We start from the raw sequence: 18,159 nt of genomic DNA on the forward strand, positions 1-18,159 counted from the left end.
CCCGGCCTGCGTCCTGTTTCCAGGGGCGTGTGCCGTTCGTGCGGGCGGTGGGGAAGCGATCTTCCTGTGGGGTTGCAGCGCTCGTGCGCCCTGCGTTGGAGCCCCGGGCACGGGGCTGGCGAAGGGGCGCGGGAGACCGGTGATCGGCTCGTTAAATGATTAGTTTGCAAACTAATTTAATGGCGGGTAAGGTCTCGGATATCCGATCCGAATGGCCCGAGGCGACCATGAAAAAGCTCGATCAGTTGCGCCAGCAGTTCACCAGCCACCTGCGCCCCATCGGCGAGTTATGGCGACGGGTCGCCCAGGAGTCGCTGCTGGCCCATGGCATCTCGGTGCCTTGCGGTTCCGCCCTGCTGGCCATCGCCCGGCTGGGGGAGGGCATCAGCCAGAGCGCGCTGGCCGAAGAGCTGGGCATCGAGGCCGCATCGCTGGTGCGCAGCGTCGACCAGCTCGCCCAGGCCGGCCTGGTGCGCCGGGAAAAGGGCCTGCAGGACCAGCGCGTCAAGACGCTCTGGTTCACCGACACGGGGCGCGCGCTGGCCAGCGGCGTCGAGCATGAACTCATCACACTGCGTGCGCGGATGCTCGCCGACGTGCCGCGGGAAGACCTGGAGGCGGCCCTGCGGGTATTCCGCATCATCGAGGGCTTCGCGCAGGCTTCGACTACGGTGGGAGCCGCCGCGAAATCATGACCCCGGCCCTGCCCCGCGCCCGCGACTGGTGGTTCTCGCTGCGCACCTTCGCGGCCTCGATGCTGGCGCTCTACATCGCCCTGGCGCTGTCGCTGCCCAACCCGGTCTGGGCCATGGGCACCGTGTACGTGGTGTCCCAGCCGATGATGGGGGCCATGCGTTCGAAGACGTTCTACCGCGTCGGCGGCACCTTGCTCGGCGTCTCCGTGGCAGTGCTGCTGGTGCCGCCCCTGAGCGATACGCCGATACTGCTGATGCTGGCGACTGCGTTGTGGTCGGGGACCATGCTCTACGTGTCGATGCTCGACCGGACGCCACGCAACTACCTGTTCCGTCTGCCGGCCTACACCATGCCGCTGGTCGCCCTGCCGGCGTTGCACGCGCCGCAGAACGTGTTCGAGATCGCCCTGGCGCGCAGCGAGGAAATCATCGTCGGCATCGTCTGTGCGAACGTCGTCGCCGGCCTGGCCATGGGCGAGCGCGTGACCCCGGTGATTCGCCAGCGCCTGGAACAGTGGTTCGCCGCTGTCTCCAGCTGGGCGGCCGAGGCGCTGTCGGCGAAGGTCAGCCAGGCCAGCCGGCATCCGCTGACGGCGGGCCTCCAGGCATTCGAACAGCTGATCGCCCACCTGGCCTTCGACACCGGCAATCAATACGCCGTGCGGGCCGCCCGGGAACTGCGTGCGCGCATGCGCATGCTGATGCCGCACATCTCGTCGCTGGCCGCGCTGCAGGAGGCCCTGGCCCGGCTGGGCGGCGCGAGCGAGGCGCAGCGGCAGCGGACGGAAGAGGTCAGCCGGTGGCTGATGGCGAGCGCGGACAGCGTCGAGCATGCCAGGTATCCGTCCGTTCCACCGCGGCTGTCCGCCACCGCCACCTGGCCCGAGCTGCTGGAGTGGACCCTCCGCATGCGCCTGGTCGGCCTGGTGGACCTCTGGCGCGATTGCCAGCTGCTGCGCCGCGGCGTCGAGAACGACGATGCGCTGCCGCGCTGGCAGCCGGCCTATCGGCGCTGGAACCTGAGCGGCATCTCGCACCATATCGACTTCGGCATGCTGCTCTTCTACGCCGGCTCCATTTCCCTGGGCATCTTCCTCGGCGGGCTGGCATGGCTGAGCACGGGCTGGGCGCCGGGGGCCAACGCGCTGGTCCTGGGGACGGTCGCCTGCAGCCTGTTCGCCTCCCTCGACGAGCCGGCCCCGCAGATGTTCCGCTTCCTGCTGGTGAACCTGGCCAGCAGCCTGCTCGGTGGCCTGCTGCTGTTCGTCGTGCTGCCCTCGGCCCATGAGTTCGAAACCCTGGTCGCCTGCTTCTTCGTGCCCTGCCTGCTGTTCGGCGTGCTGCTGGTTTCCCGGCCCCAGTTCGGCACCGAGGCCTTGCTGATGATCGTCTTCACCGGCAGTTTCGTCGGCCTGCGGGGCGCCTACACGGCCGATTTCCAGCTGTTCCTCGACAGTTGCCTGGCCAGTGCGCTGGGCGCGCTGGGGGCGTTGTTGTGGACGCTGCTGATGCGGCCGTTCGGCAGCGAGCTGGCGCTGAGCCGGTTGGTGCATGCCAATTGGCGCGACCTGGCGCACTGCTCTGCGGGCGGGCAGGGCAGCCACTACCCGGAATCGATGGCGCGCATGCAGGACCGCCTGGAACTGTTGCTGCCGCGGCTGGCGAACCAGCGCGGGCAGACGGCCACCGACGCGTTCCGCGACCTGCGCGTGGGCTTCAGCGTGCTGCACCTGCAGCGTGAGGAACAGCGCCTGGGCGGTGAGGTCGAGCAGACGATCGCCCGCCTGCTGGCGGCCATCGCCGCGCATTTCCGGGCCTGCGAAGCGGCGGATGCCTACCGGGCGCCCGACGCCGCGCTGCTGGCCTGCATCGACCAGGGCCTGCGCCAGGTGCTGCCCCTGGCCGGGCCGGCGGCGGACGAGGTGCGCAACGCCCTGGTCGAACTGCGCGTCACCCTGTTCCCGGAGGCCGCCGAACCGGACCTGTCGGGCGCGGCGTCAGGAGCCAGGCCATGATCGGTGAAATCGACCTCTATGGCGTGTTCCTGCCGAGCCTGCTGCTGATGCTGCTGCTCGCCTTCGTCATTACCCGGGTGCTGCGCGCTCTGCTGATGTACCTCGGCTTGTACCGCTATGTCTGGCACCACTTCCTGTTCAACTTCGCTCTCTATGTGATCGTCCTGGGCACCAGCGTGACCCTGACGCACGGCTGGCACCTATGAAAAACTCCATACGCAAGTTCCTCCCGGTCATTCCCACCCTGCTGCTGGTGGCGGTGGCCGTACCGATAGCGCAACACCTGTGGAACTACTACACCAACGCGCCCTGGACCCGCGACGGGCACATCGGCGCCGAGGTGGTGCAGGTCGCGCCGGACGTGTCCGGGCTGATCACCCAGGTCGACATCGAGGACAACCAGTTGGTCAAGCGCGGCCAACTGCTGTTCCTGGTCGACCGCAGCCGCTACGAGCTGGCGGTGCAGCAGGCCGAGGCGGTCGTCCGCCAGCAGCGCGCCAGCCTTGGCCAGGCGCGCCGCGAGGCCGCGCGCAACCACGTGCTGGCCGACCTGGTGGCCAAGGAAGTGCTGGAAGACAGCGATGCCCGTGTGCAGCAGGGCGAGGCGAGCCTCGCCAGGGCCGAGAGCGCGCTGGCCCTGGCGCGCCTGAACCTGGCGCGCACCGAGGTGCGCAGCCCGGTGGACGGCTACCTGAACGACCGGGTGCCGCGCGATGGCGACTACGTCAGCGCCGGCCGGCCGGTGCTCTCGGTGGTGGACCAGCATTCCTTCCACGTGGTGGGCTACTTCGAGGAAACCAAGCTGGACGGCGTGCACATCGACCAGCCGGTGGACATCCGCATCATGGGCAGCGGCCAACTGCTGCGCGGCCACGTGCAAAGCGTCGCCGCCGGCATCGAGGACCGTGACCGGGTCAACGGCGAGAGCCTGCTGCCCAACGTCAACCCGACCTTCAACTGGGTGCGCCTGGCCCAGCGGATTCCCGTGCGCGTCGCCCTGGACGAGGTGCCGGCGGATTTCCGCCTGATCGCCGGGCGCACCGCCACCGTCTCGGTGCGCGAGGTGGAACGGCCATGAGAACCTACCTTGGTCTGCTGGGCCTGCTCGGGCTGCTGGCGGGCTGTACCGAGGTCGGGCCGGACTACCGCCTGCCGCAGCAGGCCGCCTGGCGCGAGCCCACGGCTTCTGCCGCGTTCCAGGCCGCGGGCGCGGCGGACTTCGCAACGGCGCCGGTGCCCGACGGCTGGTGGCGCCTCTACCGCGACGCGCAACTCGACAGCCTGGTGCAGCAGGCGCTGGCGGCCAATACCGACCTGCGCCAGGCCAGCGCCAACCTGCGCAAGGCGCTGGCGCTGGAGGCCTCGGTGGCGGCGGACGCCAATCCGCACGCCACGCTGGAGGCCGACGCGCAGCGCGGCCAGGCGCCGCTGGAGGCCTCACAGGTCGGCGTCCGGCCGCCGGCGATCGACGATGGCGGCCTCGGCCTGTCCATCGGCTACGAGGTCGACCTGTTCGGCAAGCTGGCGCGCGCCGAGGAGGCCGCCCATGCCGATGCCCAGGCCAGCGTGGCGGCCGAAGACCTGGTCCGGGTGACGGTGGCGGCGCAGACGGTGCGGGCCTACGTGCAGGGCTGCTCGGCGACCCGCCAGCTGAATGTCGCGCAGCAGCAGCTGGACCTGCAGGCGCGCAGCGCCGAGGTGACCCAGCGCCTGGCCGCCGCCGGGCGCGGCAGCTCCGCGGACGTCGAGCGCGCCAGGGCCCAGCAGGAAACCCTGCGCGCGAGCCTGCCGCAGTTCAGCGCCAACCGCGATGCCGCGCGCTATCGCCTGGCCGCCCTGCTGGGGCGCACGCCGGCGCAGTTGCCGGCTGCCTCCCTGGCCTGCAGCGAGGAGCCGCGGCTGGACCAGCCCATACCGGTGGGCGAGGGCGCCGACCTGTTGCGCCGCCGCCCCGACATCCGCCAGGCGGAACGCCAACTGGCGGGCATGACCGCGCGCATCGGCGTGGCCACCGCGCAGCTCTACCCGAGCGTCACCCTGGGCGCTTCGGCCGGCCTGGCCGGGCGCTTCGGCGAGATCGGGGAGTCCTCGGCCAAGCACTGGAGCCTCGGCCCGCTGATCAGCTGGAGCATTCCCGACAGCGGCGCCCGGGCCAGGGTCAAGGCCGCCGAGGCGGACAGCGAGGCGGCCCTGGCCCGCTTCGATGGCGTGGTGCTCGAAGCCCTGCGCGAGACCGAGACCGCTCTGACCTTCTATGCCCGGGAGCTGCAGCGCAACCAGGCCCTGCGCGCGGCCCGCGAGCACGCGCAGCAGGCCGCCCGGGACAGCGAGCGCCTGTATGGCGCGGGGCGCCTGCCGTACCTGGCCAGCCTGGATGCCAACCGCACCCTGGCCGACAGCGAGGCGGCGCTGGCCGCTTCCGATGCCCGGGTCGCGCAGGACCAGGTCGACCTGTTCCTGGCGCTCGGCGGCGGCTGGTCCGGCCAGGCGGTGACGGCCGAGGCGCGCTGAGCGCTGGTCGTGCCGATGATTTCCATACTGTGAGCGCTGGAGTCGAATGATGGATCTGTTCGAAGGTATGCAGGCCTTCATACGGGTAGTGGAAAGCGGCAGCTTCACCGGCGCCGCGGAAGGCCTGGGCATGTCGACCTCGAAGGTTTCCCGGCTGGTCGCGGGGCTGGAGAGCGAGCTTTCCGCCCGCCTGCTGCAGCGCACCACGCGCAGCCTGGCGGTCACGGACATCGGCATGCGCTACTTCGAGCGCTGCAAGCGGATACTCGGCGAGGTCGCCGAGGCGGCGGCGGAGGTGGGCGGCGCGCGCGCCCAGGCGATGGGCCGGCTGCGGGTGCACGCGGTGACCGAGTTCGGCCTGGAGCACCTCACGCCCCTGCTGGTCGACTACCTGGAGCACTACCCGGAAGTCTCCATCGACCTGTCCCTCACCCAGGGCGCGCCGGCCATGCTGGAAGAGGGCTTCGACGTGCTCATCACCCTGGCCGAGGCGCTGCCTGATTCATCCTTCGTCGCGCAGCGCCTGGGGCAGGTGTTCAGCATCGTCTGCGCCTCGCCGGACTATCTCGCCAAGCACGGCGTGCCCCTGGCGGTGGAAGACCTGCATGGGCACCGCTGCCTGCAGCTGGCCGACTCGCTGTCGCCGCAGGGCTGGCGTTTTTCCGGCCCGCAGGGCGAGCAGCTGGTGGAGCTGGGCGACGTGCTGAAGGTGAACCTCCCGGAGGCCGCCTGCGTGGCGGCCGCCTCGGGCCTGGGCGTGTGCCTGCTGCCGAGCTTCGTGGCGGCCAAGGCCCTGCTGGATGGTTCGCTGGTGCGCATTCTTCCTGCCTATCGCCTGCATGCCCGGGACGTGTTCGCCCTGTATTCGTCGCGCCATTACCTGGACGAGAAGATCCGCACCTGGGTCGAGTTCCTCAAGGCCAGGCTGCCCGAAGCCTTCGACAGGGACCGGCAGATACTGGACGACCCGGGCTTCTGGGCAGAGGCGGGGAAGGGGCGCTTGCGCGCCTGAACGGTCGGTCACAACACGGGGGAGCCCGCACCATGGACCTTGTTCATTCGATGGAGATTTTCGTTCGCGTGGTCGAGCTGGGGAGCTTCACGGCCGCCGCGGATTCGCTGGGGCATTCCACGCCCCACGTCTCGCGCAGCGTCAGTGAACTGGAAAACCACCTCAAGGCCAGGCTGATCAACCGGACCACCCGCAAGCTGGCCCTGACCGAGGTGGGCAGGCGCTACCTGGAGCGCTGCAAGAGCATTCTCGATGACCTGCGCACGGCCGAGATGGAGGCCGCCGGCGCCCACCTGGAGGCCTTCGGCAAACTGCGCCTGCATGCCCCCAACGGCATTGGCCAGTACCACATCATTCCCCTGGTTTCGCAGTATTCGGAGCTCTACCCGAGCGTGGACTTCGAGCTGACGCTGTCCCACGCGACGCCGGACCTCCTGGCGGAGGGCTATGACCTGCTGATTTCCGGCGACAGCAACATCCCCGACTCGGGGTTCATCGCCCAGGGGCTCGGCGCGACCTACAGCGTCCTCTGCGCCGGCCCCGGCTACCTGGCGCGCAACGGGGTGCCGCGGAGCATCGCCGAGCTGTCCGGGCATACCTGCCTGCAACTGGACGACCCCGCGTTCCCGGGCGGCTGGGAGGTCAATGGCTCGGCCATCGACGTGATCGCATCATCGCGCCGGAAATTCCAGGTGAACGTGGCGGATGGCATCGCCCAGGCCGCCCGGGAAGACATGGGCATCTGCCTGATCCCCCTCTACGTGGCGGCGGCCTCGATCCGGCGCGGCGAGCTGGTCAGGGTGCTGCCCGACCTGATCGCCCATCAGCGCAACGTTTCGGTGATCTATCCGTCCCGGCAGTTCCTCGATGCGAAGGTCAGGACCTTCATCGACTACCTGAAGAACCACCTGCCGGGCCGCCTGGCGGCCGACGAGGAAATACTGCTCGGCGGGGCGGGAAGCGCGTGAGCCGTCACGCCCGTTGGGCGGGCATCAGTCGATCCCGCATTGGCTCGGGAGCTTCTGGTAGGTGACGCTGTGCACGTCGCCGCGGTGGTCCTGGTAGGTGAGCGTCGCCGGCGCGCTGGCGCAGGCGTCCGCCGGCTCGGCATGCAGGGAAATGACCTTGGCGACGTCCAGGTTCATTCCATAGGCATAGGCGACGGTTTGCGCGGCGGCCGGCGCGCCGGTGTCATCCGGTTGGGCGGCAAGGGCCTGCTGGCTGGCGAAAAGGACGGCGGCGAGGGTGAGAGCGTATTTCATGGCGGGTCTTCCTGGGAATGGTGGCGCCCTTGGCCGGCAAGGATGAAGCGGGTGTTCCGCTGCCGGGTGAAAGGCTTGCGAGCAATGTTATCGCCGCGATTGTTCCGATAAATGCCGGGGCTCCTAAGACATTCTTTCTCTGGCGGTAAGAATGGGGAAACGTTGCTTGGGGGAAATGGAGTACGGGTTTGGCAGTGGAGTGTTGGCGAAGTCCGCAGCCCTCTCCCCAGCCCTCTCCCTGAAGGGAGAGGGGGCCGTTCGGAGTGGGTGGGTAACGCAGCGTTAGCCGGGAGGTTCGTAGGGCGCATAACCGTTCGCGGTTATACGCCGTTGGCCGTGCCACCGGAGCGTTCGGCGGTGCCGGTGAATCCAATCGCGGACAAAGTCCGCTCCTACGCCCGTGCTTCCTGGAACCGTAGGAGTGGACTCCGTCCGCGATGGGTTTGGCTGGACGGGTATGGAGTCAGGGAGCTTCGTGATTGCACTTCACGCCGAACGGTCCCTCTCCCGCTTGCGGGGGAGGGTTAGGGAGGGGGAGCGGAGTCAGGGTTGGCAGGGGTGTGGGGGGGGAGTCTGTTGCCCTCACCCCAGCCCTCTCCCAGAGGGAGAGGGGGTGTCCTGAGTGGCGTCGAACTCAGGCGCTGTCCTCACACCTCGTCACTCCCGCGAACGCGGAACGTAGGGCGTATAACCGTTCGCGGTTATACGCCGTTGGCCGTGCCACCGGAGCGTTCGGCGGGGCCGGTGAATCCAATCGCGGACAAAGTCCGCTCCTACGCCCGTGCCTCCTGGAACCGTAGGAGCGGACTCCGTCCGCGATGGGTTTGGCTGGACGGGTATGGAGTCAGGGAGCTTCGTGATTGCACTTCACGCCGAACGGTCCCCTCTCCCGCTTGCGGGGGAGGGTTAGGGAGGGGGAGCGGAGTCAGGGTTGGCAGAGGTGTGGGGGGGAGTCCGTAACCCTCTCCCCAGCCCTCGGCTGCGCGCCCCGTCCTGAAGGGAGAGGGGGCTGTCCTGAGCGAAGGGGGAAGACCGCAAGTCTCACCGCTCCACACCCTCCACAACGAACCCACGCCGATACTGCGAAGGCGAACGACTCATGGTGCGCTTGAACGCAGTACTGAAAGCACTCTCTGACTCATAACCCAGGGAAAAAGCGATAGAAGCAATATTCTCACTACCACTACGCAGACGATCCGCCGCCATGAGCATGCGCCAGCGGACCAGATATTCCATCGCTGTCCTGCCCACCAGTTGCTTGAAGCGTTGCGCGAAGACCGTGCGCGACATGCCGGCGACGCGTGCCAGCTCTTCGAGCGTCCAGCGGCGTTGCGGGGCGGAGTGGATCGCGCCGATCGCGCTGGCGACCTGGTGGTCGGACAAGGCGAGGAACCAGCCCGAAGGGGAACCCGGGGAAGTGTTGGCCAGGTGCAGCCGCAGTATCTGTACCAGCATCAGGTGGGCGAGGTGCGTGGAGACGAGGGTCGAGCCCGGTTCCTGGTGGCGCAGCTCGGTTGCCAGCTGATCCAGGGCCCAGCGCAAGACCTGCGCCTGGCTCGAACCGCCTTCGACATGAATCAGCGAGGGCAGCGCATCGAACAACACGGCGGCCTGGGAGTTGGAGAAATCGAAATGCACACTGATCAGGAAGACCTCGCCACCGCCGTTGTGCAGGGCGATGCCGTCATGGGCTATCGCTTCCATGATGTCCGAGGGGTCTTCCGGCGCCAGGTCGGGGCTTGAAGACAGGATCAGCCGCTGCCCGCTGTTGAGCAGGTAGCAATCGCCTTCGGCGAAACGCATCGGCTGCTCCTGCCCCGCGGTTCTTCCCCAGCACGTGCCCTTCAGGACGGCGGTGAACTTGATGCCCTGGTGCGGGGGAAAATCGAAGGACCAGGCTCCCGCGGCATCCAGGCCGGCGTAAAACTGGCTACGCGGTTTGAGCAGGGAAAGCACATCGGAAAGAGGGTCCATGGTTCCGTACGATCTCGATAGAAAACCGTACCCTATAGCATGGATGGTCCGGCATGCCAGGGGTAAGGTTACGCCACTGTCTTTTCTCGCCGTTGTTTGCATCGACCTGCCGCTGGCGCATGGGCAAGTCCGTCGGGTATGCCGTTTTTCATTGGTATTCATTCTGCATCGGGCAACTCGACGCGGTCTCGGAAGATGCTGAAGTTCCGCGTGGACGAACAAGCCCTTCGAACAAGAAACAGCCCAAATAGACTCGAGCAATATATTCCAGGCCTTGGACCGGAACTGAAACTCCGAGAGCCCAGGGAATAGGCTCTATCGCTATTTTTCCGTCCTGCTCACGCATTGAAAGTTGAGCGCTTCAACTTTCCGACTGCTCTGCCGGAAGACTTTCTCCAATTGATCGGAAGTTCATTCGAACCTGCTCTTCGAGAGTGCGGGAGGGCTTCCGTATTGCCGGCTTCAACTGAAAAACAGTGAAAGCGCCAGCTCGACCTGGCAATGGAAAATATCAACATGAGGACAAGCGCTATGCGTCGAAAGCCAGCCAAATCCGTCTTGGCGTCGGCCCTGCTCATCGCCATGGCGGGCCTGGCCGGGTGCGACAAGCACCAGGCCGCCGCCCAGGCCCAGTTGCCGGAGGTGGGGGTCGTCACCCTGCAGGCCAGGACGGTGACCCTGAACAGCGAGCTGCCCGGCCGCACCAGCGCCTACCGCGTCGCCGAGGTGCGCCCGCAGGTCAACGGCATCATCCTCAAGCGCCTGTTCAAGGAAGGCAGCGACGTCAAGGAAGGCCAGCAGCTCTACCAGATCGACGCCGCGCCCTATGAGGCCGACTACCAGAGCGCCCAGGCCAACCTGGTCTCCAGCCAGCAGCAGGCCGAGCGCTACAAGCTGCTGGTGGCCGACGAGGCAGTGAGCAAGCAGCAGTACGCCGACGCCAATGCCGCCTACCTGCGCGCCAAGGCCGCGGTCGAGCAGGCGCGCATCAACCTGCGCTACACCAGGGTGCTGTCGCCCATCTCCGGGCGCGTGGGCCGTTCCGGTGTGACCGAAGGCGCGCTGGTGACCAGCGGCCAGGCCACCGCCATGGCCACGGTGCAGCAGCTGGACCCCATCTACGTCGACGTCACCCAGCCTTCCACCGCCTTGCTGCGCCTGCGCCGGGAACTGGCCGAAGGGCAGCTGCAGAGCGCCGGCGACAACGCGGCCAAGGTCAGCCTGAAGCTCGAAGACGGCAGCGAATACCCGCTGCAGGGGCGCCTGGAGTTCTCCGAGGTCTCGGTCGACGAGGGCACCGGTTCGGTGACCCTGCGCGCCGTGTTCCCCAACCCGAATGGCGAGCTGCTGCCGGGCATGTTCGTCCATGCGCAGCTGCAGGAAGGCGTGCGCCAGCAGGCCATCCTCGCCCCGCAGCAGGGCGTGACCCGCGACCTGCGCGGCCAGCCTACCGCGCTGGTGCTGGGCGCCGACGACAAGGTCGAGCTGCGCAACATCAGGACCGACCGCACCCTCGGCGCCTACTGGCTGGTCATCGACGGCCTGAAGCCTGGCGACCGCCTGATCACCGAAGGCCTGCAGTTCGTCCAGCCGGGCGCCCAGGCCAAGGCCGTGCCGGCGAAGAACGTCGCGCCCGCCGAGGGCGCGAAAACGGACAGCCAGGGTTAACCAAGGGATTCCAGCATGTCGAAATTCTTCATTGACCGGCCCATCTTCGCCTGGGTGATCGCCCTGGTGATCATGCTGGCCGGGGGCCTGTCGATCCTCAAGCTGCCGGTGAACCAGTACCCGGCCATCGCGCCGCCGGCCATCGCCATCCAGGTCAGCTACCCGGGCGCTTCCGCCGAGACGGTGCAGGACACCGTGGTGCAGGTCATCGAGCAGCAGCTCAACGGCCTGGACCACCTGCGCTACATCTCCTCGGAGAGCAACTCCGACGGCAGCATGACCATCACCGTGACCTTCGACCAGGGCGCCGATCCGGACATCGCCCAGGTCCAGGTGCAGAACAAGCTGCAGCTGGCCACCCCGTTGCTGCCGCAGGAAGTGCAGCGGCAGGGCATCCGCGTGGCCAAGTCGGTGCGCAACTTCCTCATGGTGGTCGGCCTGGTTTCCACCGACGGCAGCATGGGCAAGGAAGACCTGTCGAACTACATCGTCTCCAACATCCAGGACCCGCTGTCGCGGACCCCGGGCGTGGGCGACTTCCAGGTGTTCGGCTCCTCCTACGCCATGCGCATCTGGCTCGACCCGGCCAAGCTCAACAGCTACCAGCTCAGCCCCGGTGACGTGCGCACCGCGGTGCAGGCGCAGAACGTGCAGATCTCCTCCGGCCAGCTGGGCGGCCTGCCCGCGGTCAAGGGCCAGCAGCTCAACGCCACCATCGTCGGCAAGACCCGCCTGCAGACCGCCGAGCAGTTCGGCCGCATCCTGCTCAAGGTCAACGCCGACGGTTCCCAGGTACGCCTGAAGGACGTCGCCGAAATCGGCCTGGACGGCCAGGACTTCAGCATCGACGCGCAGTTCAACGGCAAGCCGGCCTCGGGCATCGCCATCCGCCTGGCCACCGGCGCCAACGCGCTGGACACCGCCAAGGCGATCCGCAAGACCATCTCGGGCCTGGAGCCGTTCATGCCGCCGGGCATGAAGATCGTCTACCCGTACGACACCACGCCGGTGGTCTCGGCCTCCATCCATGAGGTGGTCAAGACCCTCGGCGAGGCGATCCTCCTCGTGTTCCTGGTGATGTACCTGTTCCTGCAGAACTTCCGCGCCACGCTGATCCCGACCATCGCCGTGCCGGTGGTGCTGCTGGGCACCTTCGGCGTGCTGGCCGCGGCCGGCTTTTCGATCAACACCCTGACCATGTTCGGCATGGTGTTGGCCATCGGCCTATTGGTGGACGACGCCATCGTGGTGGTGGAGAACGTCGAGCGGGTGATGAGCGAGGAGGGGCTGTCGCCCCGCGAGGCCACGCGCAAGTCCATGGGCCAGATCCAGGGCGCGCTGGTGGGCATCGCCATGGTGCTGTCCGCGGTGTTCCTGCCGATGGCCTTCTTCGGCGGCTCCACCGGGGTGATCTACCGGCAGTTCTCCATCACCATCGTCTCGGCCATGGCGCTGTCGGTGCTGGTGGCGCTGATCCTCACCCCGGCGCTGTGCGCCACCATGCTCAAGCCCATCCACCAGGGCGACCACGGCGAGCACAAGAAGGGCTTCTTCGGCTGGTTCAACCGCCGCTTCCAGGTCATGACCGGGCGCTACGAGCGGGGCGTCGGCACCGTGCTGCGCTGCCGCCCGGCGTTCCTGCTGGCGTACCTGGTGATCGTGATCGGCATGGGCTGGCTGTTCACCCGCATTCCCACCGCCTTCCTGCCGGACGAGGACCAGGGCGTGCTCTTCGCCCAGGTGCAGACGCCGCCGGGTTCCACTTCCCAGCGGACCCAGGAGGTGGTGGACAAGATGCGCGAATACCTGCTGGACAAGGAAAGCGCCTCGGTCAGCTCGGTGTTCACCGTCACCGGCTTCAACTTCGCCGGCCGCGGCCAGAGCTCGGGCATCGCCTTCATCCTGCTCAAGCCCTGGGAGGAGCGCCCGGGCGCCGAGAACACCGTGTTCGCCCTGGCCCAGCGCGCCCAGCAGTACTTCTTCACTCTGAAGGACGCCCTGGTGTTCGCCTTCCCGCCGCCCTCGGTGCTGGAGCTGGGCAACGCCACCGGCTTCGACCTGTTCCTCCAGGACCAGGCCGGCCTCGGCCACGAAGCCCTGCTGCAGGCGCGCAACCAGTTCCTCCAGCTCGCCGCGCAGAGCCCGGTGCTGCAGCGCGTGCGCGCCAACGGCCTGAACGACGAGCCGCAGTACAAGCTGGAGATCGACGACGAGAAGGCCAGCGCGCTGGGCGTTTCCATCGCCGACGTCAACGATGCCGTCTCCATCGCCTGGGGTTCCAGCTACGTCAACGACTTCATCGACCGTGGCCGGGTGAAGCGGGTGTACCTGCAGGGCCGCGCCGATGCGCGGATGAACCCGGACGACCTGGGCAAGTGGTACGTGCGCAACGACAGGGGCGAGATGGTGCCCTTCACCGCCTTCGCCACCGGCAAGTGGAGCTACGGCTCGCCCAAGCTGGAGCGCTACAACGGCGTGCCGGCCATGGAAATCCTCGGCGAGCCGGCCCCGGGCCGCAGCTCCGGCGAGGCCATGGCGGTGGTGGAGGAGATCGTCAAGCAGCTGCCGGCGGGCATCGGCTATTCCTGGACCGGGCTGTCCTACGAGGAGCGGCTGTCCGGCTCCCAGGCGCCGGCGCTGTACGTGCTCTCGCTGCTGGTGGTGTTCCTCTGCCTGGCGGCGCTGTACGAGAGCTGGTCGATCCCGTTCTCGGTGATGCTGGTGGTGCCGCTCGGCGTGGTGGGCGCGCTGCTGGCGACCTTGCTGCGCGGGTTGTCCAACGACGTGTTCTTCCAGGTCGGCCTGCTCACCACCATCGGCCTGTCGGCGAAGAACGCCATCCTCATCGTCGAGTTCGCCAAGGAGCTGCACGAGCAGGGCAAGGGCTACGCCGAGGCGGCCATCGAGGCCTGCCGCATGCGCCTGCGCCCGATCATCATGACCTCGCTGGCCTTCGTCCTCGGCGTGGTGCCGCTGGCGATCTCCAGTGGCGCCGGCTCGGGCAGCCAGCACGCCATCGGTACCGGCGTGATCGGCGGGATGGTCACCGCGACCGTGCTGGCCGTGTTCTGGGTGCCGCTGTTCTACGTCGTCGTCGGTTCGCTGTTCAAGGGCAAGCGGCCCGCGCAGGACGCAACCGATGCAAAGGGGCAATGACATGAAGAAGTCCTTCCTTTCCCTGGCCGTGGCCGCCGTGACGCTGTCCGGCTGCTCGCTGATCCCCGACTACCGGCGCCCCGAAGCGCCGGTGGCGCAGGCCTACCCGCAGGGGCCGGCCTATGCGCAGGGCAGCACTGGCAGCGCGGTCGCCGACCTCGGCTGGCGCGAGTTCTTCCGCGACCCGCAACTGCAGCGGCTGATCGAGGTGGCGCTGGACAACAACCGCGACCTGCGCGTCGCCGCGCTGAACGTCGAGGCCTTCCGCGCCCAGTACCGCATCCAGCGCGCCGAGCTGTTCCCGCAGGTCGGCATCGACGCCAGCGGTTCGCGCCAGCGCCTGCCGGGCGACCTGTCGGGCACCGGCCGCGCGGGCATCAGCAGCCAGTACGGGGTGACCCTGGGCACCACCGCCTGGGAGGTCGACCTGTTCGGCCGCCTGCGCAGCCTGCGCGACCAGGCCCTGGAGCAATACCTGGCCACCGAAGAGGCGCAGCGCAGCGCGCAGACCTCGTTGGTGGCCAGCGTGGCCACGGCCTACCTGACGCTCAGGGCCGACCAGGACCTGCTGCAGCTGACCCGCGACACCCTCGGCACCTACCAGAAGAGCTACGAGCTGACCAAGCGCAGCAACGAGGTTGGCGTGGCCTCGGCCCTGGACCTGCGCCAGGCGCAGACCGCCGTGGACAGCGCGCGGGCGACCCTGGCGCAGTACACGCGCCTGCTGGCCCAGGACCGCAATGCCCTGACCCTGCTGCTGGGCGCCGGCGTGCCGGCCGACCTGCCGCAGGGCCTGGCGCTGGACCAGCCGCTGCTGGCCGAGGTGCCGGCGGGCCTGCCCTCGGACCTGCTGCAGCGGCGCCCGGACATCCTCGAAGCCGAGCACCAGCTCAAGGCGGCCAACGCCAGCATAGGCGCGGCGCGCGCGGCGTTCTTCCCGAGCATCAGCCTGACCGCCAACGCCGGCACCCTCAGCCGCCAGCTGTCCGGGCTGTTCGACGCCGGCTCCGGTTCCTGGCTGTTCCAGCCGTCGATCAACCTGCCGATCTTCACCGCCGGCAGCCTGAAGGCCAGCCTGGACCTGGCCAAGGTGCAGAAGAATATCCAGGTGGCGCAGTATGAGAAGGCCATCCAGACGGCCTTCGCGGAAGTCGCCGACGGCCTGGCCGCGCGCGGGACCTTCAGCGAGCAGCTGCAGGCGCAGCGCAGCCTGGTGCAGGCCAGCGACGCCTACTACCACCTGGCCGACAAGCGCTACCGCACCGGGGTGGACAACTACCTGACCCTGCTCGACGCCCAGCGCTCGCTGTTCGGCGCCCGCCAGCAGCTGATCGGCGACCGCCTGAACCAGCTCACCAGCGAGGTGAACCTGTACAAGGCGCTCGGCGGCGGCTGGCAGGCCACCACGGCCACGCGGGAAACGCCGCCGCGGCAGATGTGAGCAACCCGGCCAGCCCGGCGCCGCCGGCTGGCCATTTCTTCCAGGCGATGAGCATGACGCTTCGCCCTGTCTGACGATGGGACCGGCCCATGAACAAGACCGAACAACTGCGACAGCAATTCACCGGCGACCTCATTCCCCTCGGCGCGCACTGGCGCCACTGCGCCCAGGCGGCGCTCGAGCCCTATGGGCTGTCCCTGCTCGCCAGCAACGCCCTGCTGAGCATGGCGCGGCTGGGGGAGGGGGTGAGCCAGCGGGAACTGGCCGAGGCCATGGACATCGACGCGGCGACCATGGTGCGCACGCTGCATTGCCTGACGGAGGCGGGGCTGGTGCGGCGCCAGGTCGGCGACGACGACCAGCGGGTGCGCACCCTGTGGTTCACCGACGCCGGCCGGGCCATGCCGCACCGGATCCAGAAGGCCTTGGGCAGGGCGCGCGAGCAGGTGCTGGCCAAGGCCGACCAGGCCGACCTCGAGGCGGCGCTGCGGGTCTTCCGCTTGATGGAGCAGGCCACGCTCTCGTCGCCATCGGGGGCGGATTGAGCCGGCTGCCGCGCCGCCTGTGCCCTTATCCGGCGCCGGCAGGATCGGGCAGGAATGCCGAGGGAATGGGCAAGGCGCCGTTCCCGGGCAGCCCTATACTGCTGGCTTGTCCCTTTCCACCCACGGGATTGTCCTCTTGAAGATCCATCCGCTGCTGCGCGCGCCTATCGCCGACCATGGGTATTCGCCCCAGGCCAGGCAGGGGCGCTTCCACAACCTGACACCGCGCCCGGCGGACATGCCCAAGCCGGACGCCAGGGTCGTCTGGAACGCATTGTTCAACAAGCCGGCGCACACCGTGCCGCGGGCGCCGCTGCCCGTGCAGCGCCTGAGCCGCGCGGCGCTCGAGGCCGCGGCGGATGGCAGCCTGTTCCGCCTCGGGCATTCCACCGTGCTGCTGAAACTGCAAGGCGGCTGGTGGCTGACCGACCCGGTATTCGCCGAGCGCGCTTCGCCGCTGCCGTTTGCCGGCCCCAGGCGTTTCCACGAACCGCCGGTGGCCCTGGCCGAACTCCCGGCGATCCGCGGCGTGATCCTTTCCCACGACCACTACGATCACCTCGACCGCGCCACCATCAAGGCCCTGGCGCCGCGCGTCGAGCTGTTCCTCACGCCGCTGGGCGTGGGCGACCGGCTGCTGGCCTGGGGCGTGCCGGCGGCCAAGGTGCGCCAGCTCGACTGGTGGCAGGGCATCGAGGCCGGCGGCCTGCGCCTGACCGCCACACCGGCCCAGCACTTCTCCGGACGCGGGCTGCGCGACGGCAACCGCACGCTGTGGTGCTCGTGGGTGATCGAGACTCCCGCGTTGCGGCTGTTCTTCAGCGGCGACAGCGGCTACTTCGACGGCTTCGCCGAGATCGGCCGGCGCTTCGGCTCCTTCGACCTGACGCTGATGGAGACCGGCGCCTACAACGAGCATTGGCCCTACGTGCACATGCACCCGCAACAGACCGTGCAGGCCCACCGCGACCTGGGCGGGAACTGGTTGTTGCCGATCCACAACGGCACCTTCGACCTGGCGCTGCACGCCTGGCACGAGCCGTTCGAGCGGGTGTTGGTGTGGGCGGACGAGTATGAGGTGCGGGTGTCCACGCCAAGGATGGGGGAACGTGTCGACCTGCATGCGCCCCATGCGGGCGAGCGCTGGTGGCGTGCGGTCGTAGAAGGGGAGTGGGTCGAGGGTGGCGCGGGTGCTCGGCGTTGTTCGCGTTTGGGCGAGGTGCGGTGAGCGGGAGGTGTGTGCAGTGAATGGCCGAGAGCTGTGATGCTGTGTGGTGCGTTGGTTCAGCGAAGGTGATCAAGCCTGGCTCCGCCCCCTCACCCCAGCCCTCTCCCGGAGGGAGAGGGGGCCGTTCGGAGTGGGTGGGTAACGCAGCGTTAGCCGGGAGGTTCGTAGGGCGCATAACCGTTCGCGGTTATACGCCGTTGGCCGTGCCACCGGAGCGTTCGGCGGTGCCGGTGAATCCAATCGCGGACAAAGTCCGCTCCTACGCCCGTGCCTCCTGGAACTATAGGAAGGCTGCACCGAGGCGCTCTTCGTAGGATGGGTTGAGCTTGCGAAACCCATGCGGTTGCGGTGATGGGTATCGCTTCGCTCAACACCATCCTACGAAAAGCCATGCTCGCTCATGCGGTAGGAGCGGACTTTGTCCGCGATTCGGCGGATTTCCAGAGAAACCTCCGCGCACTCCGAAACGCCCCTTCAGAAGGCCGAGCGAAACCGGCGCTCAGGAGGTCATGCGACATGGATGTCGCGAGAGCCCCGTGACGTACCCTCGGAACGGCGCGCTACACCGAACCCAACCCGAAGAAGTCTCTGGGTTATTCCCCTTCGGGCCAGCGCAAGCGCTGTTCGCGATGGAGCCGCGTCCCGCGTTCGC

The 18,159-nt window shown here is 68.2% G+C and carries 14 protein-coding genes; 12 read left to right on the plus strand and 2 right to left on the minus strand.

The annotated features are described in order from the left end of the window. Window positions 1-227 precede the first annotated feature (227 nt). Genes ACTWJ5_RS10715 through ACTWJ5_RS10745 form a run of 7 tightly spaced genes read left to right on the plus strand, consistent with a single transcriptional unit; the run spans window position 228 to window position 7,201 of the window. Window positions 228-695 carry a MarR family winged helix-turn-helix transcriptional regulator gene (locus ACTWJ5_RS10715; RefSeq protein ID WP_253392655.1) on the plus strand — a complete coding sequence of 156 codons (468 nt, stop codon included), beginning with the start codon at window positions 228-230 and terminating at the stop codon, window positions 693-695. Further along, window positions 692-2,710 (plus strand): FUSC family protein, encoded by a 2,019-nt coding sequence (locus ACTWJ5_RS10720; RefSeq protein ID WP_444438463.1) that lies wholly within the window; start codon window positions 692-694, stop codon window positions 2,708-2,710. The genes ACTWJ5_RS10715 and ACTWJ5_RS10720 overlap by 4 nt, the downstream gene beginning before the upstream one ends. Further along, window positions 2,707-2,916 (plus strand): DUF1656 domain-containing protein, encoded by a 210-nt coding sequence (locus tag ACTWJ5_RS10725; protein WP_256514824.1) that lies wholly within the window; start codon window positions 2,707-2,709, stop codon window positions 2,914-2,916. The genes ACTWJ5_RS10720 and ACTWJ5_RS10725 overlap by 4 nt, the downstream gene beginning before the upstream one ends. Continuing rightward, window positions 2,913-3,788 (plus strand): efflux RND transporter periplasmic adaptor subunit, encoded by an 876-nt coding sequence (locus ACTWJ5_RS10730; RefSeq protein WP_074985917.1) that lies wholly within the window; start codon window positions 2,913-2,915, stop codon window positions 3,786-3,788. Before ACTWJ5_RS10725 ends, ACTWJ5_RS10730 begins: the two co-directional genes overlap by 4 nt. Then, complete coding sequence (locus tag ACTWJ5_RS10735) at window positions 3,785-5,221, plus strand: efflux transporter outer membrane subunit (protein WP_444438466.1); 1,437 nt, start codon at window positions 3,785-3,787, stop codon at window positions 5,219-5,221. Before ACTWJ5_RS10730 ends, ACTWJ5_RS10735 begins: the two co-directional genes overlap by 4 nt. A 49-nt stretch (window positions 5,222-5,270) precedes the next feature. Next, the gene (locus ACTWJ5_RS10740; protein WP_074985922.1) at window positions 5,271-6,233 is read left to right on the plus strand and encodes a LysR family transcriptional regulator; all 963 of its coding nucleotides are present in this window, start codon (window positions 5,271-5,273) and stop codon (window positions 6,231-6,233) included. Between the two features lie 32 nt (window positions 6,234-6,265). Beyond that, window positions 6,266-7,201: a LysR family transcriptional regulator gene (locus tag ACTWJ5_RS10745; protein ID WP_074985924.1), complete on the plus strand. Its 936-nt coding sequence runs from the start codon at window positions 6,266-6,268 to the stop codon at window positions 7,199-7,201. 24 nt (window positions 7,202-7,225) lie between these two features. Here the strand turns inward: ACTWJ5_RS10745 and ACTWJ5_RS10750 are convergent, their stop codons facing one another. Together ACTWJ5_RS10750 and ACTWJ5_RS10755 are read right to left on the minus strand one after the other, a co-directional pair. Continuing rightward, the gene (locus ACTWJ5_RS10750; protein ID WP_249919527.1) at window positions 7,226-7,495 is read right to left on the minus strand and encodes a DUF2790 domain-containing protein; all 270 of its coding nucleotides are present in this window, start codon (window positions 7,493-7,495) and stop codon (window positions 7,226-7,228) included. Window positions 7,496-8,536: 1,041 nt separating this feature from the next. Continuing rightward, window positions 8,537-9,469, minus strand: a complete 933-nt coding sequence (locus ACTWJ5_RS10755; protein WP_074985928.1) for an AraC family transcriptional regulator — start codon at window positions 9,467-9,469, stop codon at window positions 8,537-8,539. A gap of 531 nt (window positions 9,470-10,000) precedes the next feature. On the opposite strand from ACTWJ5_RS10755, the gene mexA reads away from it, so the two are divergent. From mexA to ACTWJ5_RS10780, 5 genes are all read left to right on the plus strand, one after another. Further along, entirely contained in the window at window positions 10,001-11,137 is a 1,137-nt protein-coding gene (mexA, locus tag ACTWJ5_RS10760) for a multidrug efflux RND transporter periplasmic adaptor subunit MexA (RefSeq protein WP_444438469.1), read from the plus strand. Window positions 11,138-11,152: 15 nt separating this feature from the next. Then, window positions 11,153-14,293, plus strand: a complete 3,141-nt coding sequence (locus ACTWJ5_RS10765; RefSeq protein ID WP_444438471.1) for an efflux RND transporter permease subunit — start codon at window positions 11,153-11,155, stop codon at window positions 14,291-14,293. Between the two features lies 1 nt (window position 14,294). Beyond that, window positions 14,295-15,734: an AdeC/AdeK/OprM family multidrug efflux complex outer membrane factor gene (locus tag ACTWJ5_RS10770; protein WP_444438473.1), complete on the plus strand. Its 1,440-nt coding sequence runs from the start codon at window positions 14,295-14,297 to the stop codon at window positions 15,732-15,734. Window positions 15,735-15,823: 89 nt separating this feature from the next. Further along, a complete protein-coding gene (locus tag ACTWJ5_RS10775; protein ID WP_261746511.1) occupies window positions 15,824-16,279 on the plus strand; it encodes a MarR family winged helix-turn-helix transcriptional regulator in 456 nt (151 codons plus the stop codon). A gap of 142 nt (window positions 16,280-16,421) precedes the next feature. Then, complete coding sequence (locus ACTWJ5_RS10780) at window positions 16,422-17,507, plus strand: MBL fold metallo-hydrolase (RefSeq protein ID WP_370311546.1); 1,086 nt, start codon at window positions 16,422-16,424, stop codon at window positions 17,505-17,507. Window positions 17,508-18,159 lie beyond the last annotated feature (652 nt).

The organism is Pseudomonas sp. A6, from assembly GCF_052367875.1.
GTDB classification, from domain to species: Bacteria; Pseudomonadota; Gammaproteobacteria; order Pseudomonadales; family Pseudomonadaceae; genus Pseudomonas; species Pseudomonas citronellolis.

Bases quoted from the DNA above. Each gene is read 5' to 3' on its own strand.
- ACTWJ5_RS10715 (WP_253392655.1), top strand. From the start codon at position 228: ATGAAAAAGCTCGATCAGTTGCGCCAGCAGTTCACCAGCCACCTGCGC.
- ACTWJ5_RS10720 (WP_444438463.1), top strand. From the start codon at position 692: ATGACCCCGGCCCTGCCCCGCGCCCGCGACTGGTGGTTCTCGCTGCGC.
- ACTWJ5_RS10725 (WP_256514824.1), top strand. From the start codon at position 2,707: ATGATCGGTGAAATCGACCTCTATGGCGTGTTCCTGCCGAGCCTGCTG.
- ACTWJ5_RS10730 (WP_074985917.1), top strand. From the start codon at position 2,913: ATGAAAAACTCCATACGCAAGTTCCTCCCGGTCATTCCCACCCTGCTG.
- ACTWJ5_RS10735 (WP_444438466.1), top strand. From the start codon at position 3,785: ATGAGAACCTACCTTGGTCTGCTGGGCCTGCTCGGGCTGCTGGCGGGC.
- ACTWJ5_RS10740 (WP_074985922.1), top strand. From the start codon at position 5,271: ATGGATCTGTTCGAAGGTATGCAGGCCTTCATACGGGTAGTGGAAAGC.
- ACTWJ5_RS10745 (WP_074985924.1), top strand. From the start codon at position 6,266: ATGGACCTTGTTCATTCGATGGAGATTTTCGTTCGCGTGGTCGAGCTG.
- ACTWJ5_RS10750 (WP_249919527.1), bottom strand. From the start codon at position 7,495: ATGAAATACGCTCTCACCCTCGCCGCCGTCCTTTTCGCCAGCCAGCAG.
- ACTWJ5_RS10755 (WP_074985928.1), bottom strand. From the start codon at position 9,469: ATGGACCCTCTTTCCGATGTGCTTTCCCTGCTCAAACCGCGTAGCCAG.
- mexA (WP_444438469.1), top strand. From the start codon at position 10,001: ATGCGTCGAAAGCCAGCCAAATCCGTCTTGGCGTCGGCCCTGCTCATC.
- ACTWJ5_RS10765 (WP_444438471.1), top strand. From the start codon at position 11,153: ATGTCGAAATTCTTCATTGACCGGCCCATCTTCGCCTGGGTGATCGCC.
- ACTWJ5_RS10770 (WP_444438473.1), top strand. From the start codon at position 14,295: ATGAAGAAGTCCTTCCTTTCCCTGGCCGTGGCCGCCGTGACGCTGTCC.
- ACTWJ5_RS10775 (WP_261746511.1), top strand. From the start codon at position 15,824: ATGAACAAGACCGAACAACTGCGACAGCAATTCACCGGCGACCTCATT.